This is a genomic window from Hymenobacter crusticola (assembly GCF_002154225.1).
In the GTDB taxonomy this organism is placed as follows: Bacteria; Bacteroidota; Bacteroidia; order Cytophagales; family Hymenobacteraceae; genus Hymenobacter; species Hymenobacter crusticola.
Window position 1 is genome coordinate 285,765 of sequence record NZ_MTSE01000006.1, and the last position, 20,101, is coordinate 305,865.

Annotated in this window: 9 protein-coding genes; 1 reads left to right on the forward strand and 8 read right to left on the reverse strand. The window is 57.0% G+C overall.

Features of this window, described 5'->3' with window-relative positions; translation table 11 throughout:
- Window positions 1-264: 264 nt before the first annotated feature.
- The 4 genes from BXP70_RS14010 to BXP70_RS14025 form a co-directional block, all read right to left on the reverse strand.
- The gene (locus tag BXP70_RS14010; protein ID WP_086594719.1) at window positions 265-1,923 is read right to left on the reverse strand and encodes a pectate lyase family protein; all 1,659 of its coding nucleotides are present in this window, start codon (window positions 1,921-1,923) and stop codon (window positions 265-267) included.
- A gap of 54 nt (window positions 1,924-1,977) precedes the next feature.
- Window positions 1,978-3,714, reverse strand: coding sequence for a RagB/SusD family nutrient uptake outer membrane protein (locus BXP70_RS14015; RefSeq protein WP_086594720.1), 1,737 nt, complete (start codon window positions 3,712-3,714; stop codon window positions 1,978-1,980).
- Window positions 3,715-3,728: 14 nt separating this feature from the next.
- Window positions 3,729-6,710: a SusC/RagA family TonB-linked outer membrane protein gene (locus tag BXP70_RS14020; RefSeq protein WP_086594721.1), complete on the reverse strand. Its 2,982-nt coding sequence runs from the start codon at window positions 6,708-6,710 to the stop codon at window positions 3,729-3,731.
- Between the two features lie 74 nt (window positions 6,711-6,784).
- Window positions 6,785-8,443, reverse strand: a complete 1,659-nt coding sequence (locus BXP70_RS14025) for a fucose isomerase (protein WP_086594722.1) — start codon at window positions 8,441-8,443, stop codon at window positions 6,785-6,787.
- A gap of 1,132 nt (window positions 8,444-9,575) precedes the next feature.
- Here BXP70_RS14025 and BXP70_RS14030 point away from each other — a divergent pair.
- Window positions 9,576-10,472 carry an AraC family transcriptional regulator gene (locus BXP70_RS14030; protein ID WP_086594723.1) on the forward strand — a complete coding sequence of 299 codons (897 nt, stop codon included), beginning with the start codon at window positions 9,576-9,578 and terminating at the stop codon, window positions 10,470-10,472.
- Window positions 10,473-10,528: 56 nt separating this feature from the next.
- On the opposite strand, the gene BXP70_RS14035 is transcribed toward BXP70_RS14030, so the two are convergent.
- From BXP70_RS14035 to BXP70_RS14050, 4 genes are all read right to left on the reverse strand, one after another.
- Window positions 10,529-11,416 carry a dihydrodipicolinate synthase family protein gene (locus tag BXP70_RS14035; RefSeq protein ID WP_317044467.1) on the reverse strand — a complete coding sequence of 296 codons (888 nt, stop codon included), beginning with the start codon at window positions 11,414-11,416 and terminating at the stop codon, window positions 10,529-10,531.
- A gap of 85 nt (window positions 11,417-11,501) precedes the next feature.
- Entirely contained in the window at window positions 11,502-13,097 is a 1,596-nt protein-coding gene (locus BXP70_RS14040; protein ID WP_086594725.1) for a sodium:solute symporter, read from the reverse strand.
- A gap of 332 nt (window positions 13,098-13,429) precedes the next feature.
- On the reverse strand, window positions 13,430-17,023 hold the full coding sequence (locus BXP70_RS14045; RefSeq protein ID WP_218779792.1) for a malectin domain-containing carbohydrate-binding protein: 3,594 nt from the start codon (window positions 17,021-17,023) through the stop codon (window positions 13,430-13,432).
- Between the two features lie 237 nt (window positions 17,024-17,260).
- On the reverse strand, window positions 17,261-20,098 hold the full coding sequence (locus tag BXP70_RS14050) for a glycoside hydrolase family 95 protein (RefSeq protein WP_245849633.1): 2,838 nt from the start codon (window positions 20,096-20,098) through the stop codon (window positions 17,261-17,263).
- Window positions 20,099-20,101 lie beyond the last annotated feature (3 nt).

Sequence of the window (20,101 nt, forward strand, 5' to 3'; positions counted from 1 at the left end):
CCGGCTCAACACGACACATTTCCTTTAGTAATAGCTTATAAAACACGGATATAAATCACTTTTTCACTTTCAATTCTCTGCTAGAGGCTAGCATTAGAGGCTAACAGCTCCCCTCCTTTTTTCAAGGAGGGGTTGGGGGTGGTTCGGTTAGAATTAGAAACCTAGATCTAGCCTGTCGTTCAACGACTTTAACCACCCCGTCCTTCGGGCACCCCTCCTTAAAAAAGGAGGGGAACTAGACCTAGCTTTAGTTCTAGCTCATCCTTACGACTTGCGCTGACCTGATGCAGCGGGCTTCACTTTCTGGATTTCCACGGCGCTGTTCAAGAACTCCTCGATGTTGGTGTAGCCGTCTTTGTCGCGGTCCTTGCTGGCGTCGGTGGGGTCTTTGGGGTTGAGGCCGTGCTTTTTTTCCCAGTCGTCGGGCATGCCGTCTTTGTCGGTGTCCGTGTAGGGCTTGCCTTGGTAGGTGGGGTAGCCGCCTACTTGCTGCGGATCGGTGATAATACCTTGTTTGTAAGAATCTTCCGGCAAGCGGCGTTTGATGTAGGGGCTCTTGGCGTAGGGCTTCGCGTCCTTGGCGTAGGTGATTTTGCCGGTGCGCACATCCTCCACGATGCGGGCATCTACGGCGTCGCGCTTGGGCAGGGTAGCCCCCGCGTTGGCTAGCACATACTGGTAGGCTTCCTGGGCCGGAATTACGGTCACGTTCGGCAGCGGGAAAGGCTTGTCGGTGCGGATACTAGCTAGGATCTTCTCCGGCTCGGGCACGTCTTCCACTTGCACCCCGCCGGCCCAGTTATCCTTGGTAATCTTGTCGTTACCTTCAACAATGTTACCAGCTACGTAAGCTTTGCCAAATACATTTTTCAGCTCTTTCTCGCGGCTTCCTTCGGGCTTGAGGATGCGGTAGCTGATGGGTTTATCCATCGGCGTGATGGGGCCGGGCTTGTAGTAGTTGTTCACGAAGTTGTACTCCGAGCGGTTGTCGCCGCCGTCAGCCGAGCGGTTCCACCAGTTGAACACCACGTTGTTGGCAAAGCCAAAGTCGCCATACATGCCCACCGAGGGGTTGCGGGCAATGTTGTTGGCCCACAGGTTGCGCACGAAGGTGCTGTTCAGCCCGCCGATGGTGCTGCCGAAGGCATGGTTATAATAGTCAAGCGCCTCCGAGAAGATGGAGTTCTGGATGGTCACGTTCACCGTCGGCAGCTTGTCGGCCTTGCCGGTTTCGGGGTTGTGGTACACGTGCCGGTACATCGACATGTTCTCATCTAAGCCCCAAGAGGCCGACACGTGGTCGATCAGGATGTTGCCCACGGGGTTGCCGCCGAGGGCATCGTCGCGGCGGCCCACCTCCGTAGCGCCCCGACGGAACCGCAGGTAGCGCACCACTACGTCGTGGGTGTTCAGCCACACCGACTCGTTGGCCACGCACACGCCGTCGCCAGGGGCCGTTTGGCCGGCAATAGTGATGTAGGGGGCCCGAATAATAATGGGGCTCTGTAGCTTGATAATACCCGCCACGTTGAACACCACAATGCGGGCGCCACCTTGTTCGCAGGCTTCGCGCAGGCTACCAGGGCCGCTGTCGGCCAGGGTCGTTACGACGTACACCTTGCCTCCGCGCCCACCAAACGTGTGAGCACCCCCACCTTCAGCGCCGGGGAAAGCGACGATGCTAGCTTGGGGCAAGTCCGACGGCTTGGCGGCCCACGGCACGAACGGCTTCCCGGCTTTCGCTTCCTTTTCTACAATGGGCAGCGCCTTCGCCCACATCTCATCCGAGTGCTTCTCGGCGGCCGCGAGGTAGGCTTCGGCCTTGGCTTCCACGTCGGGCGGGATGGTAGGGTACTGTGCCCACGCCGGCCGCGCCGCACCGGCTGCCACAAGAAGAGTAAGGAAAGCTAGGTTCTTATTCATGGTACTTTGTGGAAATCAACTATCGTATTGCCGGATCTTATGGCTTCTTAGAAGCTAGTAACCAGGATTTTGCATAAAGTCACCTTTGCTCGTCACGGCGTCGATGTCGCTCTGCGGAATGGGGCGCAGCAAGTGGAAGTCCTTGATATCGTTTTTGGCGTCGGGGTTGTAATTGCGCACACGCTCTAGCAGCTTGCCAGTGCGCTTGAGGTCGAGCCAGCGCACCTGCTCGCCGGCTAGCTCCCGGGCGCGCTCGTCGAGAACGAAGTCTAGGTTCATCTGAGCGGCAGTGACCTGCATGGCGGCCGTGCGGCCGGGCAGGGCGGCGCGAGTGCGCACTAGGTTCACGTAGTAAGCGGCCGAGTCGGCTTTGCCGAGGCGCACTTGGGCCTCCGCCCCAATCAGGGCAATGTCGCCGACACGCAGGATGAATACATCGCGGGAGCTTTGTGTTTCTGTGGCCGAAGCACGGGTTGGGTCGTCGAACTTCCGTAAGGATGGATAGTGGAACCGGTCCTTGGGTGTGCCGTCGGCGCTGTAGATATCGTCGATATCGTAGGTGCGGAAGCGGAAGCGCGGGGTGTAGCGCTGTTGAAAGTCTGGGATGCTGCGCTTGGTGGTCAGCACGGCGGTGTCGCCCACAGCAAACTTAGGTTGATTCAGTAGCGGCGCTAGGGCAGCGTTCTGGCTCACTTCGGCTTGGCTCCAGCGCGGAATAGTAGCACTGTTGTTAGCTAGCCATGCCTGCTTAAAAGAAGCCGTATAGCGGCTGTCATTCTGCTCGTTATACAGACTCAGCAGGAAGCGCGTGGGCATGTAGCGCACATTGGCGAAGCCATTGGTCACATCGCGCGTCATGCCGGGCAACGTGTTGTACTCCATCAAAAAGAAGGTGTGCCCTAGGTTGCTGCCCGCGTTGAAGGTCAGGTTGGTGGAGTAGTTCACCGCCCACAGCACCTCCGAGTTGCGCTGGTTGTTGATGTTCCAGAGGTCAGCGTAGCTGGCGACGAGGCGGATGCCCTGGCTGGTGTAGCCGGTTGTTACTTTGCGGGCGTAGTTGGCGGCGCGCTGGTATTGGCCCCGCGTGAGGTACACCTTCGCGGCGAAAGCCTCAGCGGCCGGTCGTGTGATGCGGCCATAGTCACTAGCGGTAGCTGGAGCCGGGTAAGCAGCCAACGTCACGGGCAGGTTCGCCAAGGCAAACTCTAGGTCGAGCAGCACCTGGGTATACACATCGTCGACGGAAGCGCGGGTGGCAGTAGTCACCACGCCTTCGGTTGGCTCTAGGCGCAGTGGTACCGCCCCGAAGTTTTCTGCCAGCAGGTAATAGTACCAAGCGCGCATGAAGCGGACTTCAGCTTCCGCCGACGGCCGGCGGGCCGACGTTACGTTCGCCGTGCCGATGTACTTCATAGCTTGGTTGCAGAGGTTGATGCCGGCGTAGCACTGCTGCCATAGGTTGTTTTTCACCCACACGTTGTCGGCATTCAGGCCTTGGTAGGTCATCAGCGACGGTTGCGGGGTCACGCCGTTGGTCGACGTAGCGCCGTTGTTGGCAGCGCTGGTCCAGATATCGGTACCCATTTCCAACAGCGCGTAGCCCGACTCCTTGCCGTAGATAGCGCGGTTGTAGGTGTAGGTGCCGTTGATGGCCGTTTCTATTCCCTCGGGGGTAGTAAACACGGCCTCAGCCGTAGCCCCACTTGGGTTATACTCTTCCAGCTGTTCTTCGCAGGCCGTGGTAGCTAGGCCAAGCAGCGCGAGAGTCAGGAGACGAATGTTCTTGTTCATGGCTGACTGTCGAATTAAAAGCCCACGTTCAGCCCGATTACATAGGCACGGTTCAACGGCCTATCAATAACGCCCTCACCCTCCGGATCAAAGTCTTTGATGTCGCTGAGCGTGTAAAGGTTACGACCCGACACATACACCCGCACGTTGTCGATTTTGGCTTTCCCGACAATCGACTTCGGAATGGTATACCCTAGGGTCACGTTGCGTACTTTGCCGAACGAGGCTTGGCGCTCCGTGAGAGTGGTCACGTAGCTCAGCGAGCGAGTGGCGTGGGGACGCGGATACTCGTTGGTGGGGTTTTCGGGCGTCCAGTAGTCTACGCGGGCGCCGTTGTTGACGCCGCTGCGGGTGTACTTGGCGTAGTAGTCGGAGCTGATCCACTGGCCCACGCGGGCCACCAACAGCACGTTCAAATCGAAGCCTTTGTAGCGGAAGTCGTTGCTGAGGCCACCCGTCCAGGCTGGCACCCGCGAGCCAATCACCTTACGATCGGCAGAGGTTATTTTGCCGTCGGGCACACCGTCGGGACCGGAGATATCCGCCACCTTCAGGTCGCCGGGAATAGCGCCGAACTGCGCGGCAGCGGTTTCCTCACCTAGCTGCCAAATGCCGGTTTTCACGTAGTCGTAGTAGATCTGCGCGGGCTGACCCTGAATGAGGGAGTTGCGGTAGTCATCGGCAATCACATTGCCATTGGGCAGCTCCACAATGGTTTCCTTGTTGCGAGCGAAGGTGGCTGTGGTCGACCACGTGAAGCTCTTGCCCGTCAGGTTTTGCGAAGTCAACGACACCTCAATACCCTTGTTGCGGGTGCGGCCGATGTTGCGGTTTACCGTCGTTACGCCCGTCAGCAGCGGCAGTGTGTAGGGAAAAATCAGGTCCTTGGTTTTGGCGTCGTAGTAGTCGACGGTACCGGTGATGCGGTTGTCGAAGAAGCCGAAATCCACGCCGAAGTCCGTCGTATAAGTTTTCTCCCAACCTAGGTTGGCGTTGCCGATAGTGGGCGAGATAGTATAGGTGGGCGCAGCGTTGGCGTCGCCGTACGAAAACGACGTATTAGTCAGCGAATTTTGCGTGCCATACGGGTTAATTACGTCGTTACCCGACAAGCCATAAGAGCCGCGCAGCTTCAGCTCGGTGACGACCTTCAGGTTCTGCATAAACGGCTCATCGATCAGGCGCCACCCTAAGCCCAGCGAGGGAAAGTTGGCCCACTTATGCCCCGGCGCGAGCTTCGAAGAGCCATCGGCGCGGTTGGTCACGGAAAGTAGGTAGCGGCCTTTGAAGCTGTAGTTGACGCGACCCGTAAACGAAATCAGTTTGTTTTCGGAGAAGCCGCTGCCGTAGAAAGGGTTCTGGTTGGCCGAACCTAGGTTGTAGAACGATTGCGAAGGCAGCACCTGGTTGTTGCCGCCCGCGAAGCTCGACGTGTTGGTAAACGACAGATAGCTAGCTACTCCCGTGAAAGTGAACGAATGTTCGCCCACATCCTTCTTGTACGTCAATACGTTTTCCCAACTCAAGTTCCGGTTTTGGTTGTTCGTGATGGAAGCCTGCGAGTTGGCCCCACGCCCGTCAATAGTGTTCCGGCCGTAAAAGCTGCCCGCTTCCGACGTAGCGTAGTTGGCCGCGAAGGTTGAGCGCACACTCAGCCCATCCAGCGGTGTCATCTCCACGTAAGCGGCGGCAGTGATGCGGTTGGTTTTGGTGTTGCGCTGGTAAGCGCCGGGCTGCTCGTCGGCCAAGGGGTTCACCTGCGTGCCGCCCAGTGGGAAGACGATCAGGTTACCTTCGTCGTCGTAGGGTTGGCCGAGCGGGGCAATCTGCGAAGCGATGTTGAACGGGTCGCGGCGGATATCGTTGTTGATGTACGCTAGCTGGGTTTGCACCCCCACCTTCAACCACTTATTCACGATCTGGTCGACGTTGGCGCGGGTGGTATAGCGCTTAAAACGGTCGAGCTTCAGCAGACCTTTCTCGTCGTAGTAGCCCAGCGAGAAGTACACTTTCGTGTTCTCGGAGCCACCAGACAAACCAACCTGGTAGTTCTGTTGCATGCCCTTGTGCAGCAGTTGATCGGGCCAGTTCACGTACTCGCCGTTTTCAATGGCCGCTAGCTGGTTGGGGTTGAATACTTTAGAATCGTCTTCGGGGCTGTTCCAGGTGCCAGCAGCGCGGAAGGCCTCACGGCGGAACGCTACGTATTCGGGTCCGCTCATAAACTCGCCGTAGCCGGCCACTTTCGTGATGCCGGAGTAGGCATTGAAGGAAATCTTGGGCTTGCCGGTGCTGCCGCGCTTCGTGGTGATAATAATAACGCCATTGGCCCCACGGGAACCATAGATGGCCGTGGAGGAAGCATCTTTCAACACCTCAATGCTTTGCACATCGTTGGGGTCAATGTCGGCGGCGTTCACGCCCTGCACCCCATCCACGATATAGAGCACGTTGTTGGAAGCGCTCGGGTTAGCAATAGAGCGGTTACCCCGAATCCGGATAGACGCTCCCTGACCGGCGTAACCGTTGGCACGGGTGATATCGGCGCCCGGGATTTTACCCTGGAGCGCCTCCGTCACGGTGGTTACCGGTAGCTTAGTTACTTCTTCACCTTTCACGGAAGATACCGAGCCGGTCAGGTCGCGTTTTTTCACGGTTCCGTAGCCAATTACCACGACGTCATCGAGCGCCGCAGCCTCTTGCGAGAGCCGAATTTCCACCCGTGTCTGGTCAGGCCTCACGGGCAGTTCCTGGCTTTTATAACCTAGATAGGAAACGGTAAGAGTGACCTCGCTTTTATCCGGTACCTGAATGGTGAAGCGACCCTCACCATCAGTTGAGTTACCGTTGGTTGTGCCCTTCACCACTACCGTTACGCCAGGAAGCGCTTCTCCTTTGTCGCTGCTCACCACTTGGCCGGTAAGAGTGCGCGTCTGGGCCTGCGCTGCCCCAACGAGCAGCAACAAGACCGACAACAACAGGAGAATTCGTTTCATAGCTTGGAGAGGGAGAGTGGGAATTGGCAGGGGCAACGTTCGGAAAGGAAGCTGAGCGGGGCTTTTACCGAGTCTTATTGAGCCAATTCGGCTTGCTCAACTGGTTGGGCGCTTTCGGCTAATTCCACAGCTCCGCAGAAATGCACCTCAAGGCCTAGCTCAGCCATGGCCGCCGCCTTGATGCGGCAGGCGCGCTGGGCGCTGGCTTCGTCGGTGGCGTACACGACTTGGATGTGGTTGGCTTTGTGGCGGGCCATCATCTGGTCGCGGCTCACGCCTTTCAGCGTAGCGTTCATGATGGGCCACTGCGGGGTGGTTTCTTGCCAGCGGCGCTGGGTTTCGGCTTCGGGCAGCGCTACGGCTTCGCCCACACCTAGGTCGCAGTGCAGCTTGCCGTCCATCACGTACACGCGGCTCCACACGATAGCGCCGGGCCGACTTACGCCTTTCAGGCTGCCGCCGCCCAGGCGGAAGTACATGGGCGGCTGCCGCTCGCTGCTAGCGCCTTGGTAGCCACCCACAAAGTGCGCTGGCGGCGCGGCGCCCGAAATCAGGAATACCCACACAAAATCGTCGATACCGTTGCCAGTGAAGTGTTGGCCCCAGCGCAGGTCGTGCAGCGTGGTTTCGCCGGGCAGACCTAGCTTTTGCCACAGGTGGTAGGTGAGCAAGGCATCGAGGCCGGCGCACTCGTCTACTTCGTTGAAGTGCGGTAGCGCCTGGCCGGCGTACAGCTCCTCCCCTGCCTCCGAGAATACCGGCGGACGGTCTTGGTTGTTGAGCAAGCCTTCGACCAGGTCGCTGGCGGGGGTCAGGTCTTTCAAACCTTGCTGGTACTGAATGCCGATGGTGGCGCAGCCGAACGTATCGGCCAGGCGCACGGCGGCGATGTACATTTTGCACTGCTCCAAGGTCTGGGCTTCCGTTAGCTCGGTGGCGTCGTCGGTGCCCCAGTTGAATTTCATGCCTTTGGCCAGCAGCCAATCGAGCACTTGGCGGGCTTCCGCGTCGGTTACGGTGCGCATGGTGGCGTACAGCGTCGATTGGCTTAGGCGCTCCTTAAATAGGCCCGTGGGGTGCAGCAGCTCGTCGGGGATGATGGCGTTGTACATGCCCATGCAGCCTTCGTCGAACACGCCCATGATGGCTTTGTCGCGCTTGAGCTTGCTGGCAAAGTCGCGACCTAGTTGCTCGTCTTCGGCCGGCAGCTCCACGGAAGCTAGGTCGGTCACGTGGCTGTCGTCTTGGGTGATGGTGCCGGTGGTAAGCCACTCCTGCAAGCCTTGCGCGAAAAACTCATCCGTGAAGTCTTCGCTCCAAAGACTGCTATAGGTCACGCCGGCTTTGGTCAGGGAGCCGTTCAGGTTTAGCATGCCCACGAGGCCGGGCCACTGTCCGCTCCAGTTGGCCACCGTCAGGATGGGGCCTTGGTGCGTGGTGAGGCCAGCCAGTACGTGGTGGGTGTACTGCCACACGCTTTCGGCCACGATGAGGGGCTGCTGCGGATCGAGGTGGCGAAACACCTCCATGCCCATCTTCTGCGAGTCGATGAAGCCGTGCTGCTTTTCCGCGTCGTACGGGTGGGCCCGCTTCACCGACCAGCCTTGCTTTTCCAAAGCAGCCGTCAGCAGGCGCTCCATCTCGGCTTGAGCGGCCCAGCAATCCTGGTTGGCCGCGAGCCGCAGGTCACCACTCGCCACTAATAGAACTTCCTTCCTCGCAGTAGACTCCATGGCTAGCACAGCTATTAATTAATTCGATGCAGAATTAAAACGTTGGTCATTTTTAAAACCAACTTTCGTAAACACCAGAAAAGCAGCATAAATAACGACGACCCTATTTTGCAAAAACTCAAGATTGGATTATCGTTAAGTTTTTATGGAGCAAAAGAAGCGTTTCGTTATCCGAAAAATCTGCTGAGCAAAAAGGCTAGCTAAGCTGGTATGCAAATATGATTGTTCCTTAATCAGCGCCCTTATTCGTTATTATCTACTTACTATAGGATATTATCATTCACTACTCAGGCATTCAGAAAGCAGCTTTTTCCATCTATTTATTTGATAAGTGCAGGATGCTCTCTCGGTTCACTGCCGGAAACGCCAGACCTAGCTTGTAGACTGCCAACAACCTCCTTTCTTAGCAGACTTCCTTATCCTATTACTTACTTGGTAGATAATAAAGAAAGATTCTACACCAATTTAAATTGCTGTAAAACAATATCTTATACTGACGAATAAGCTTACTCACGCACCTTGCGGGCAGTACCATTCGCTTAGCGTGAGCTTTCGTTAGCGAGGTCGGCCTCTACCAAGCTGGTGCAGTCTAGGAAATAACCTAACTGTGAAAGCACACTGAAACGTTTGCGCATGTCTTTTGCGCCCGAAAGCCAGAATTTAGTAGCTGGGGCAAGACGCTTTTGCTGTAAAGTTGTTCCTCAAACTCAAGCGCATGCCTATTTCAGCCTGCGGATCTCGTTTGACCTGCTTGGCAAAGGCAGTACTCTACAGGAGAGTTGGCCCAAATGAAAACCGATACTTTGGGTATCCTACGCAAACCTTACAGTAAACTTCTCGTCCAGTGATTTCCTTGAAGTAGGCGGTACTTCTACTGAATCGGAATTCGTACCAGAAGATAAGATCGTAGAGTAAGAGTATAAGAGAGCATGTTACGCAGGCAAAAGGTGCTGCCCATCCGGTGCTTCCGGAAACGTTTGCTTGACTGATAACAAGTAAGAGTATGATTAAATACTGCTTCTGAACAGCCCCACTGTTTGGCGCAGTGCTGCCGCCAATCAGCCTTATTGATTAAACGTCTTCCCACATTAATTATATCTGCTTTCATTTTCCCACTTCCACTCTTCCTGCTATGAAAGCCCACTTTCACAAAGTCCCCGTCAATACGCAGAATTCGTTTAGCATTCGCCACGACCGCCAAGCGAATTTTGGTACTACTTGGCATTATCACCCCGAATTAGAATTACATTATGTAATTCAGGGAGAAGGTGTGCGATTAGTTGGGGATAATATCAGTAATTTTTCTTCGGGTGAAATTATTTTACTCGGCGAAAATCTACCGCATACGTGGCGCTGCAAAGAAGAATATTTTCAGCAAAATCCAGAATTAGCAGTTGAAGCAATTGTCATTCAATTTTTACCCGATTGCCTAGGTCGCTACTTGCTAGGTTTGCCCGAAGCGTATCTTATCCCAAAGCTATTTGAGAAGGCCAAGAACGGCTTGATGGTAACCGGCGCGGCTAGGGAGAAGCTTATCCCGCTGATGTACGCGGCGGTCGAAGCCACCAACCTCGACCGAATCATCATCCTGCTTTCCATCCTCAAGATCCTGGCGGAAACCGACGAAGTTGACACAATTGCTACGAAGTATCACGCCTTTGCGCAGTCGAACGAATCGGATACGGTGCGCATCAACAAAGTGTGCAGTTACACGCTGACGAACTACAAAAAGGAAATTACGCTCGAAGAAATTGCTTCCATCAGCAACCTCAGCGTGACGTCGTTCTGCCGCTATTTCAAGCTCATTACCAAGAAGACGTACTACGACTTCCTGATTGAAATTCGCATCAGCCACGCTTGCCGCCTTCTCATTGAAGATAAGCTGCCCACCGAAGTGCTCTGCTTCGATTGTGGCTTCAACAACGTGTCGAACTTCTACCGTCATTTTAAGAAGATCACCAAAATGACGCCCTTGGAGTATAAGCGCAAGTACCTGCACCACAACTACAAGGAGCTGATTGCAGCTTAACCTAGGTCGTGGCAGTAGCACGGACTACACAGCCTGTGCTACTACCACGACCTAGGTTACACGGCGTATTCCAACGACTTGCGCAAGCTGGCGTACTCGCCGTAGAGGTTCTCGACGTTTCTTTTCACCGCGTTTGAGAAATTGCCCACTTTCCGGCGCGTGAACGTCGAAATATCGATGCCGCGCTGGTTCAAAGAGTACTTGGCCACGATGGGGTACACGTTGTGCATCACGTTCATGTTGCGCACGAAGAACTTCTGCACCTCGTTCACTTCGCCGGCTAAGGAAGCATCGTCGTAGTGGTTGCACAGCCAGACGATCAGCTCGGGGTAGAAATTGCCTTGGATGCACGACAGCCCCGCCGAGCCTGCCTTGAGTGAGTCGACGGCGTGCACCATATAGGCGTCGTACAGACCGAAGTTGTGGCCTTGCACGGCAGCTAGCTTGCGCTGCACTTGGCTGATATCGAGGCAAGTATCTTTGTGGTAGATAACCCGGCCAGTCTCCACGAACTTCTTCAACTGCTCAGACGACAAAAGACGCTTGTACGGCTCTGGGCACTCGTAGAAACCGAGCGGAATGCCGGGCGTCAGGTCGAGTAGCTGAAACACCTGGTCGTTGAAGTACCCTTCAGACTGGTCCTCGGTAGCCAGCAGGCCCGTGATGGCAATGACGGCTTCGGTGCCAGCGTCGTACACTTGCTTCACAAAGTCGGCCTGCTGCGCGATGGGGCCGCCGAAGGTGCCGGTTGCCACCACGGGCACGGCGCCACCCACTACATCTACAACGTGCCGAATGGTCTGGAGCCTTTCTTCAGGCGTTAGCTCAAACATCTCGCTGGAGAGGCAGTTGGCAAATAAACCTGATGCACCCGCGTCTAAGTATAACTCCGTCAGCTTGGTAAGTGCGTTGTAGTCTACCTGCCCATCATTTTGAAAAGGCATGAGCATGACCGGGACAAATCCCTTTCGTGATTTTTCCATTGTTATTGTAAGTCAGAAATTGCGGGTTGAGGGGAAAGGGCCTAGGTTAGTGGACCGACTGTTTGGCGGGTTCCGTGGTGTTGTACACGGCTGTGCCTCTGCGAAGTTTGGTGAGAAGAAGACCGATTAAGAAAATGGTGAGGGTACCCACCACGATGATCATGCTTTTGTGCAGCGTGTTGCGCAAGCCGGCGTACTCGTCGGGCAGGCTGCCGGAAAACGTCATCCAGATGATAACGAAGATGCCGCTGATGGTGGCTGTTAGGGCTTCGTGGCTGCGGGTTTGGCGACTGATTACGCCGAGCAAGAACAAGCCGAGCATGCCCGCGGCGAAGATGCCGGAAAGCTCCCACCAGATATCGAGCACGCTTTTCACGCCAATCATGGCGATGCCGGTGCCCATGCCGAACAGGCCGAAGCAAACGGTAGCTAGGTGCAGGAGCCACAGCGTTTGACGCCCCGTCATTTGGGGTTTGAAGTAGCGCTGGTAAATATCGACGGTGAAGACGGTGGCCGAGGCGTTCATGCCCGAGCTGATCGTGCTCATGGCTGCCGACAGGATGGCCGACACAATCAGCCCCACAAAGCCTACCGGAATCTTGGTTACCATGAAATGCGGCATCACTTTGTCGCCGTAGTCGGCGGGCGACAAGCGCGCGGCAGCCTCCGCAATTTGGGCCGCAGTAGCGGTTTGGGGCAGGTTGGTAGCTGCCACTTGCAGCTTCACCGCCTGAATGAACTCGGGGTGTACCTGATAGTAAGCAAACAAGCTGGCGCCAATGACAAAGAACAGCAGCGAGGCCGGCAAGTACAGCCACACGCACAGCCAGATGGACTTGGACGCCTGCTGTGGCGAGGCCGCCGTATGATACCGCTGCACGTAATTCTGGTCGACGCCGAAATTATTTAGGTTGATAAAAAAGCCATACAAGAACACCACCCAAAACGTAGATTGGGTGAAATCGGGAGAGAAACCCCCTAGGCTGAATTTATTATTTGCCTGGCCGATTTCCATAACTTTCGCTACGCCGCCAGGCATATCGTAAATAATTAATCCAATAATTAATAAAGCGCCAATTGTTTTAATTACGCCTTGCACTACTTCCGTCCAGATAACGGCTTCGATGCCACCTAGCACGGTGTAGATAATAATACAGATGCCCGTAATAAGCATAATCAGTTCCATCGAAAAGCCCGTCAGCGCTTGTAGCGTGAGGGCAATGCCGTAGAAAATAGAGCCAATACGGGCCAGTTGGGTTAGCAGGAAGCACACAACGGCATAGGTGCGCGCCCAGGGGCCAAAACGGTGTTCTAGGTGCGTGTACGCCGATATTGCGCCAGTGCTGCGGTAAAAGGGAACAAAATACCTAGCCGCTATCCAAGCCGCAAATGGCATGGAAATACTAAATACGAAGGCGTTCCAATTGGTACCGAAAGCTTTGCCCGGAACTCCTAAGAAGGTATTGCTACTTAAAAAAGTGGCGTAGATAGATAAACCAATTGCCCACCCCGGAATTGAGCCGGAAGCGCGGGAATATTGATCAGCATCGTCATTTTTTCGGGAAAAATAAATTCCCACGCCAATCATGGCGGCTAGGTACAGGCCAATAATTACTAGGTCAGGGGCGCGTAGATTGTTCATGCAAAGGCTATTTTTTGAAATATAGCTTATCTCGCTCTATACCTTAGGCTATTGGTCTTGCTTACAAATTTACCGGTAGGCGCTGCGTCGTACGTGTACCATTTTCTCTATCTATTGTAGCATATTAGCTTTGACGGGCTAGCCTCATCCGATACGAAGATGCCCGCCGGTTATCGTTGCGGTCATCCACCGGTCGGACGCCCTAGGGCGTCCGACCGGTTGTCGTCAGAACAACTCATCAGAACGATGGTCGTGCACCTAGCTCGTGCAAGCGTCCGCAGCCGACAACCGGTCGGACGCCTAGGACGTCGGGCCGGTGGACAACGCGACTCTTACTGCACATCTAGGCCCGATATGCTTAGGCCGGCGGCGTTGGTGGCGGTTAGCTTCACGCGGTAGCTGCCGGCGTTGATCATGCTGCCGGTGGAGGTGGTCAGGTAGTTCCACTTGCCGGTTTTCGAGGGGTCTAGCTCCACGAGTTCTTCCTTGATCAGGGTGCCATCGGCGTAGGCGACGGTGAGCTTGCCGGTAAGCTTCTGGGTGAGCGGGTTAGCGTAGCGGAAGGTGAGGGAGTACGTATCGGCCACCCCCACGGCGAACGTCCACTCCAAGGCGCCGCCGCTGGGTTCTTTGAAGGTGATGCTCTCCTTCGTGTTCACCGTCTCCTTCACCATGCCGGGGCCTGATACGCGGGCTGTAGCCGGTTTGTAGCCGGTGGTAGGCTTCAGGTCGTAGGCAGGCTCAATGGTGCTGGCGCGGTTCACGACCACAATGTAGGCCAGCGGTTTCTTACCTGCCGCGCTGCCATTCGGACCTAGCTCGACGGTCGCTTTGGCTGGAAAGCGTTTACGGTACACCCGGAACAAGTGGCCGCCATTCTGAGCTAGCGCTAAGCTGGTTTTCGTATCCTCGTACTCTTTCAGCCAGGCGGGCAAGGCAGTTATTTGAGCGTCCAACCCGATGTAGACGTCGGCAGTGGTCGTCACGTCGAACGATACTCGTGGCGCGGTGGTCGTCATGGTTTTCGGCGTGCGCAGCCACTCGGCGCCGTACAATCCAGAGGGTAGTTCGCTGAAAGCGGCTAGGTCGTCGGTGTAAGGCGACTGACCGGTATCCAGCCACGTTTGCGCCGACCACTTACTGGCTGCTGCGGGGTCGGCCATCGTCAGCTTCCCGATGACAGCCGGTGAGCTAGGTGCAGGTTTGGCATTAGCATCGGCGGAGGCAATAGCGAGGGCAGAAATCAGCGCTTGCCCAGAAGCTACGCACGGGAAGGAAATGACGAGCTGACCGCCAGTTACGCGTGCTTTCACCGTCTTCTTCAAAGCCTGATCGTGGCCGGCTTCCTTCCAGATGTCGAGGCCGTGCAGCACCGTTTCGCCGTTGATGGCCACGTCGAATAGGCGCCAGCCGGTGCAGTCGAGGCCACCGCCGGTACCTAGCCAGGGCTCAGCGAAGTAAAGTTCTACTAGGTACTCGCCATCAGGCACGGGGAAGCTGTAGCGGAGCTTGTCGCGGCCGTAGCGGAAGTCTTGGAACAAGGGCCAATCGGCGGTACCTAGGACAGGGTCGTGAGTGCGGCGCTGGCTGGCAAAGAACGGCGCTAGGCCGGGAAAGTCATTCGTCCACGACTCAGAACCCCAGGTACTGGCGTCGGTGCGGGGCTGGTCGGCGAGCCAAGTGTTGCCGCTTTTGTCGACGTACGTGGGGCCGCCGCAGTTCACGCGGTAGAGGTAATTGTAGCTAGGTTGCGGCGCTGTGATGGGTTTGGCCCCGGCGAGAAACTCGCTGAAGTGCGGGGCCTGAGGCAAGTGGTGCAGCACGATGTAATCTTTGGCCACGGCTTTGCCCTGCACGTAGCCCACGGCGTACAGCACATTATATTGAATAGCAGCGCCGTCCCACTGAAAATGCGTGCCGACACCCGCCCGCGTTTTGCGACCTAGGGAGGTGCTGTTTACGTCGTTGAACAGCTCTACTTCGTCGCAATTTGAGTACACCGTGATGCTGTCCTTTTTGCCGGGCGTGAGCCAACGGTCGGGCCAGGTGTGGGAGGCGATGTACACCATCGGCTCGGTGGCCTTGGGGGCGTAGTTGGCCCGAAACATATAGAAGGCGTCGGTGGGCTCTTCCCACGGCGTGAGCAGGCCTTTGTAGTTCACGGGGCCAATGCGGTCTAGCTCGCGCTGCCCTTCGCCGCCCTGCACCCGGCCGGGGTTGTCGTGCGAGGTGAAGATCCAGAAGAAATGCCCGGCGGTTTGGTCCTTTACTGATTCCGCCAAGCGCACTTTCGTCTCCATAATCTGCGTCATGCGGTCCTCGCTGAAAGGGCCGTTGTTGAGAATGGGTGGACCTTCGGCGTGCAGATCGAGGGTGCGCCAGGCGCCGTACTCACCTACCAGCACTTGGCGCTGCACGTCGGTGGCGTAGCTCGCGGGGTCGCCGCCGTAGGTGCCGGTCCAGTTTTGGGGCACGTCCCAATCGGTGCCTTTGCCGCCGTTGCAGGTCGTGACTTTGCGCTGGCTCGAAGCCGTGGGGTCGAGCTGCCGGATGAGGGCGGTGCATTCCTTGGCAAAATCTTCGGGCAGCGTGCTCTCGTTTTCCAAACCCCAGAGCACGATGGACGGGCTGTTGCGCCGCTCCTTGATCCAGTCGACCAGCAGGGTTTTGAAGTTGGCGCGGAAGGCGGGCGTGTCGTACCACACGTGGGCGGCAAGCTGCGGCCACCAGAGCAAACCTAGGGTGTCCCAGTTGGCTTGGTAGCGCAGGTTATGGGGCTGGTGCGCGTCGCGGAAAGCATTGAAGCCGAGCGCTTTCATCTGCTGCACCCGTGTACGGATTTGGGCGGCGCTGAAGGCGTGGCTTTGCCCAAGCAAGTGCTCGTACTCCGCAATACCATTGATGAATACGGGCTTTCCGTTGAGCAAAAACGCTTTCTGGTTGGCAGCCGCTTTGCCGATGGGCCAGCTGATCCAACGAATGCCGTAAGGGGTGACGAGTTCATCAACCGGCTTTCCCTTCTCCACTATCCGCGTGACGAGGCGGTACAGGTACGGGTCTTCCAACGACCACAAATGCGGCTGGTTAAGCCGTGGAAATTGCTGCTTGATAGTGGTAACCACGCCCGGCCGAAGCTGCTGCTTGGTTTTCACCTCCGCTATCGTATCTCCTTTCTTGTCAATCAGTTGGCTCAATACCGTGACGGACCTAGCTTTGCTTTCGTAGTTCTTCACCTCCGTGGTGAGGTATAGCTGCGCCGACTTCTCCGACACCGTCGAATCGCTCCAGATGTGTACGCCGAATGGCTCCACCCGCACCGGGCTCGTCACGACGAGCTGCACCGGCCGGAAGATGCCCATGGGCTGCGAGCCTTCCGAAAAGCCCCGCTCCTCGGAGCAGCCGCCGCACACCCATGGCAAATCCTGGATACCGGCCGGATGGTCGGCGCGTACGGCTAGCAGGTTGGGCTTACCATCGAGGTGAATGGCCTCGTTGACATCGAGCGTGAAGGTGGTGCGGCCGCCCGCGTGAAAGCCTACCTTTTTGCCATTCACCCACACGGTAGCGTAGGAGCCCACGCCTTCGAAAAACAGGAAGTAGCGCTGGCCGCTTTTTTCGGGCTTGACAGTGAACGTCTTGCGATACCAAGCGTAGCCGTGGCGGTTGCCGTGGCGCAGGCGGCGGTAGCCTTCGTAGGCGTCCCAGTTGTGCGGCACAGCGACGGTTTTCCAGTCTTTGTCCGAAAAGCTAGCTTGCTCGAAGCCGTTGAATGCTTGCGGGTTGTTGTCGTCGGCTACGGTGCGCCAGTCCGTTTCGAGCGGAATGGTGTGGCGAAGCGCCGACTGTGACCTAGCCGCAGTAGCAGCCAGCATCAACAGCACGAGCAACGTTAAGTGCTTGACAACAAACATGAACTGTTTAGCCATGAGGAAATATTCACAATAAAAAAGACCGTGTCATGCTGCGCTTGTCGAAGCTTCGCTGCCGAAATCAGAACGATGTAGAGACGCGACACTTCGCGTCTCCGCGTTGAACGACCCGGCCTAGCGCAACCTAGGCAAACAACATCCGCAACGACAAGACGCAAAGTGTTGCGTCTCTACAATCGGTAGGCGAAGCAGTAGAGATGCTTCGGCAAGCGCAGCATGACGGCAATGTGTGTATTAAAGCGACTTCAAATCACCGTTCAGTCGGTAGGTTTTACCCTTTTGCGTCGCTAGGCTCACTTCTTTGGTGCCGTAGTGCAGCACGCAGGTGCCACCCGTTTTCGACAGAATTTCAAGTTGTTGGAGCTTGCCTTGCTGCCACTTCATAGCTAGTTCGAAGCCGCCGCGGGCGCAAAGGCCGCGAATCTCGCCGGTAGGTAGGGCGGTGGGCAGGGCAGGCAGCAGGTCGAGGTAGCCGACTTGGCTTTGCACCAGCATTTCGGCCAGGCCCGCCGCGCCACCGAAGTTGCCGTCGATCTGGAAGGGCGGGTGGGCGTCGAACAGGTTGTGGTACACGCCGCCCCGCTCGCTACCGGTGCCGGTTTCGGCAGGCGAAAGCAAGTTCTTCGCAATGAGCAAGGTATGGTCGCCGTCCTTGAACCTAGCCCACAGGTTGACCTTCCAAGCTAGGCTCCAGCCCGTGCCCTCGTCGCCGCGGTAGAGCAGCGACTGTTTGGCGGCTTTCAGCAGGTCGGGCGTGGCCCAAGTGATGTCGGTGCCGGGGAATACACCCCACAGGTGCGACACGTGCCGGTGGGTGTCCGTGGGGTCGTCTTTGTCTTCGAGCCACTCCTGTAGCTGGCCATGCTTACCAATTTGGTTTGGAGCGAGTTGGCTGGCTTTTTCTGCTAGCGTTTTCTGGAAATCAGCATCGGTGCCGAGCACTTGAGCGGCGGCGCTGCAATTCTTGAACAGCTCCCGAATAATCTGGTGGTCCATGGTAGGGCCGGCCACGAGGCCGCCGTGCTCCGGCGAGTTCGAGGGCGTGCTGATGAGCCAGCCAGTTTTGGGGTCCTTCACCAGAAAATCCACGAAGAAGCTAGCCGCTTCCTTCATCACCGGGTACTGCTGGCGCAGAAACTCTTCGTCCTGCGTGAACTGGTAATGCTCCCAAATGTGCTGAGTCAGCCACGCCGCACCCGTCACCCAAATGCCGTGGTTGGAGGCGTTGATGGGGGCCGTGCCGCGCCACAGGTCGGTGTTGTGGTGGAGCACCCAGCCGGGGGCGTTGTAGTGGGCCTTGGCGGTGCCTTTGCCGGCTTCCGCCGCTTCATCAATCAGCCGGAACAGCGGCTCGGTGCAGGCCGAGAGGTTCAGCACCTCCGCCGGCCAGTAGTTCATCTGCAAGTTGATGTTGGTAGTATACTTACTGCCCCACGACGGTGTAAGCGACTCGTTCCAAATGCCTTGCAGGTTGGCCGCCTGCGCGCCGGGCCGCGAACAGGAGATGAGCAGGTAGCGCCCGTACTGCATGTACAAGGCCAGCAGCGCCGGATCGGCGGTGGTGCTGAACTGCCGGATGCGCTCATCCGTGGGCAAGTTCTCGTTGGCGCTATGCCCTAGGTCGACGGTGAAGTTTTTGAAGTAGCCTTGGTACTCCCGCAGGTGCTCGGCTTTCAGCGCGTCGTACTGCTTGCCCTTGCTAGTAGCTTGTGCTTGGGCAGCTAGCTTTTCCGGGTCGGCCGATACGTCTTTGTAGCTCTTGAAGCTAGTGGCCGCCGTCAGGGTGAACGTGGCTTCGTCGGCGTTTTCCAGTTTGATCTGGTTGTTGGTCACCGTCACGTTGCCGCGCTTGGCATCCACGCGCAGGTAGCTCACGCCCCGTAGCACCCCGTCGCGCACCTGCACCGAGAGGGCTAGGGTGTGGTCGTCCACGCGGCGCGTAGTCAGCTGCTTATGCGGACTTTTAAGCACGGCGGCTAGGTTGATAGCGCCTTTTTTATCGGCCGTGAGGTGACAGATGATAGCTTGGCGGGGTGCGCTGGCGAAGTACTCGCGGGTGTAGTTGACGCCGTTGCTGGTGTAGGAAACGCGCGTGATGGCCTCGTTCAGGTCTAGCTCGCGGTGGTAGTTGGTGGGGGTTCCGGCTTGCGGAAACTGCAAGTACACGTCGCCAAACGGCTGGTAGCTAGCTTCGTAGGAAGGGGTTAGCGGCGGATTATCATCCTGAACCCAATATTGCCACGCTGGGTCGAGCGGCACGTTGGTTTCGGGGCTGCCGCCTTCGGGGTACACCACAAACACGGGCTGGTTTTCCTTCACCCCGATCAGGCCGCCTTTGTCGTAGAAGTTCAGCACCTTGATTACCAGCTGGTTCTTGCCAGCATGCAGCGCCGCGGCCGGAATGGTGTAGCGCCGTTTCTTGCTGATGCCTTCGTCGGTGCCGATCTGCGTGCCATTCACGTAGGTGTAGTCCACATCCCGAATGCGACCTAGGGCCACGGTCAGGTTTTTGCCGGCCCAGGCTGGGGGCACGTCGAACGACGTCTTCAGCCACACGACGCCATCCAGCCCTTCAAGGCCAGCGCTTTCCCAACCGTTTGGAGTCGGAATAGCTAGGTTCTTCCAGGTGTGGCCGGGCGCTAAAGCAGCCGATACGTTCACGGTTCCCACTTTTTGCAGCCATGCGGCCTTCTGTGCCGCATACTCGCCCTCGTGGTCTTTCACGCCCATGAAGTGCTGCTCGGCTAAGGCTTCGGCCTCGGCTTGCTTACCCTCGGCCAGCAGCTGTCGAATCGGACCTAGGTACTGCGCGGCGCCTTCGCGGTAGTAGGTGCGCGGCCGCCCCGTCCAGAGCGTCGCCTCATTGAACTGAATCCGGTCTTCCGCCACGCCACCGAACACCATCCCGCCGAGCTTGCCGTTGCCGATAGGCAGGGCGTCGGTCCACTTCTCGGCGGGCTGGTTGTACTGTAGCTTTAGCTGCTGCGCCTCACTGGTGCCTAGGGTTAAGCATACTAACCCGGTGATAATGAGGACAAAGCGCAGGTTGATCATACTATTGGTAATTGTCATGCT

Bases quoted from the DNA above. Each gene is read 5' to 3' on its own strand.
- BXP70_RS14025 (WP_086594722.1), bottom strand. From the start codon at position 8,443: ATGGAGTCTACTGCGAGGAAGGAAGTTCTATTAGTGGCGAGTGGTGAC.
- BXP70_RS14035 (WP_317044467.1), bottom strand. From the start codon at position 11,416: ATGCCTTTTCAAAATGATGGGCAGGTAGACTACAACGCACTTACCAAG.
- BXP70_RS14030 (WP_086594723.1), top strand. From the start codon at position 9,576: ATGAAAGCCCACTTTCACAAAGTCCCCGTCAATACGCAGAATTCGTTT.
- BXP70_RS14015 (WP_086594720.1), bottom strand. From the start codon at position 3,714: ATGAACAAGAACATTCGTCTCCTGACTCTCGCGCTGCTTGGCCTAGCT.
- BXP70_RS14010 (WP_086594719.1), bottom strand. From the start codon at position 1,923: ATGAATAAGAACCTAGCTTTCCTTACTCTTCTTGTGGCAGCCGGTGCG.
- BXP70_RS14020 (WP_086594721.1), bottom strand. From the start codon at position 6,710: ATGAAACGAATTCTCCTGTTGTTGTCGGTCTTGTTGCTGCTCGTTGGG.
- BXP70_RS14040 (WP_086594725.1), bottom strand. From the start codon at position 13,097: ATGAACAATCTACGCGCCCCTGACCTAGTAATTATTGGCCTGTACCTA.
- BXP70_RS14050 (WP_245849633.1), bottom strand. From the start codon at position 20,098: ATGACAATTACCAATAGTATGATCAACCTGCGCTTTGTCCTCATTATC.
- BXP70_RS14045 (WP_218779792.1), bottom strand. From the start codon at position 17,023: ATGGCTAAACAGTTCATGTTTGTTGTCAAGCACTTAACGTTGCTCGTG.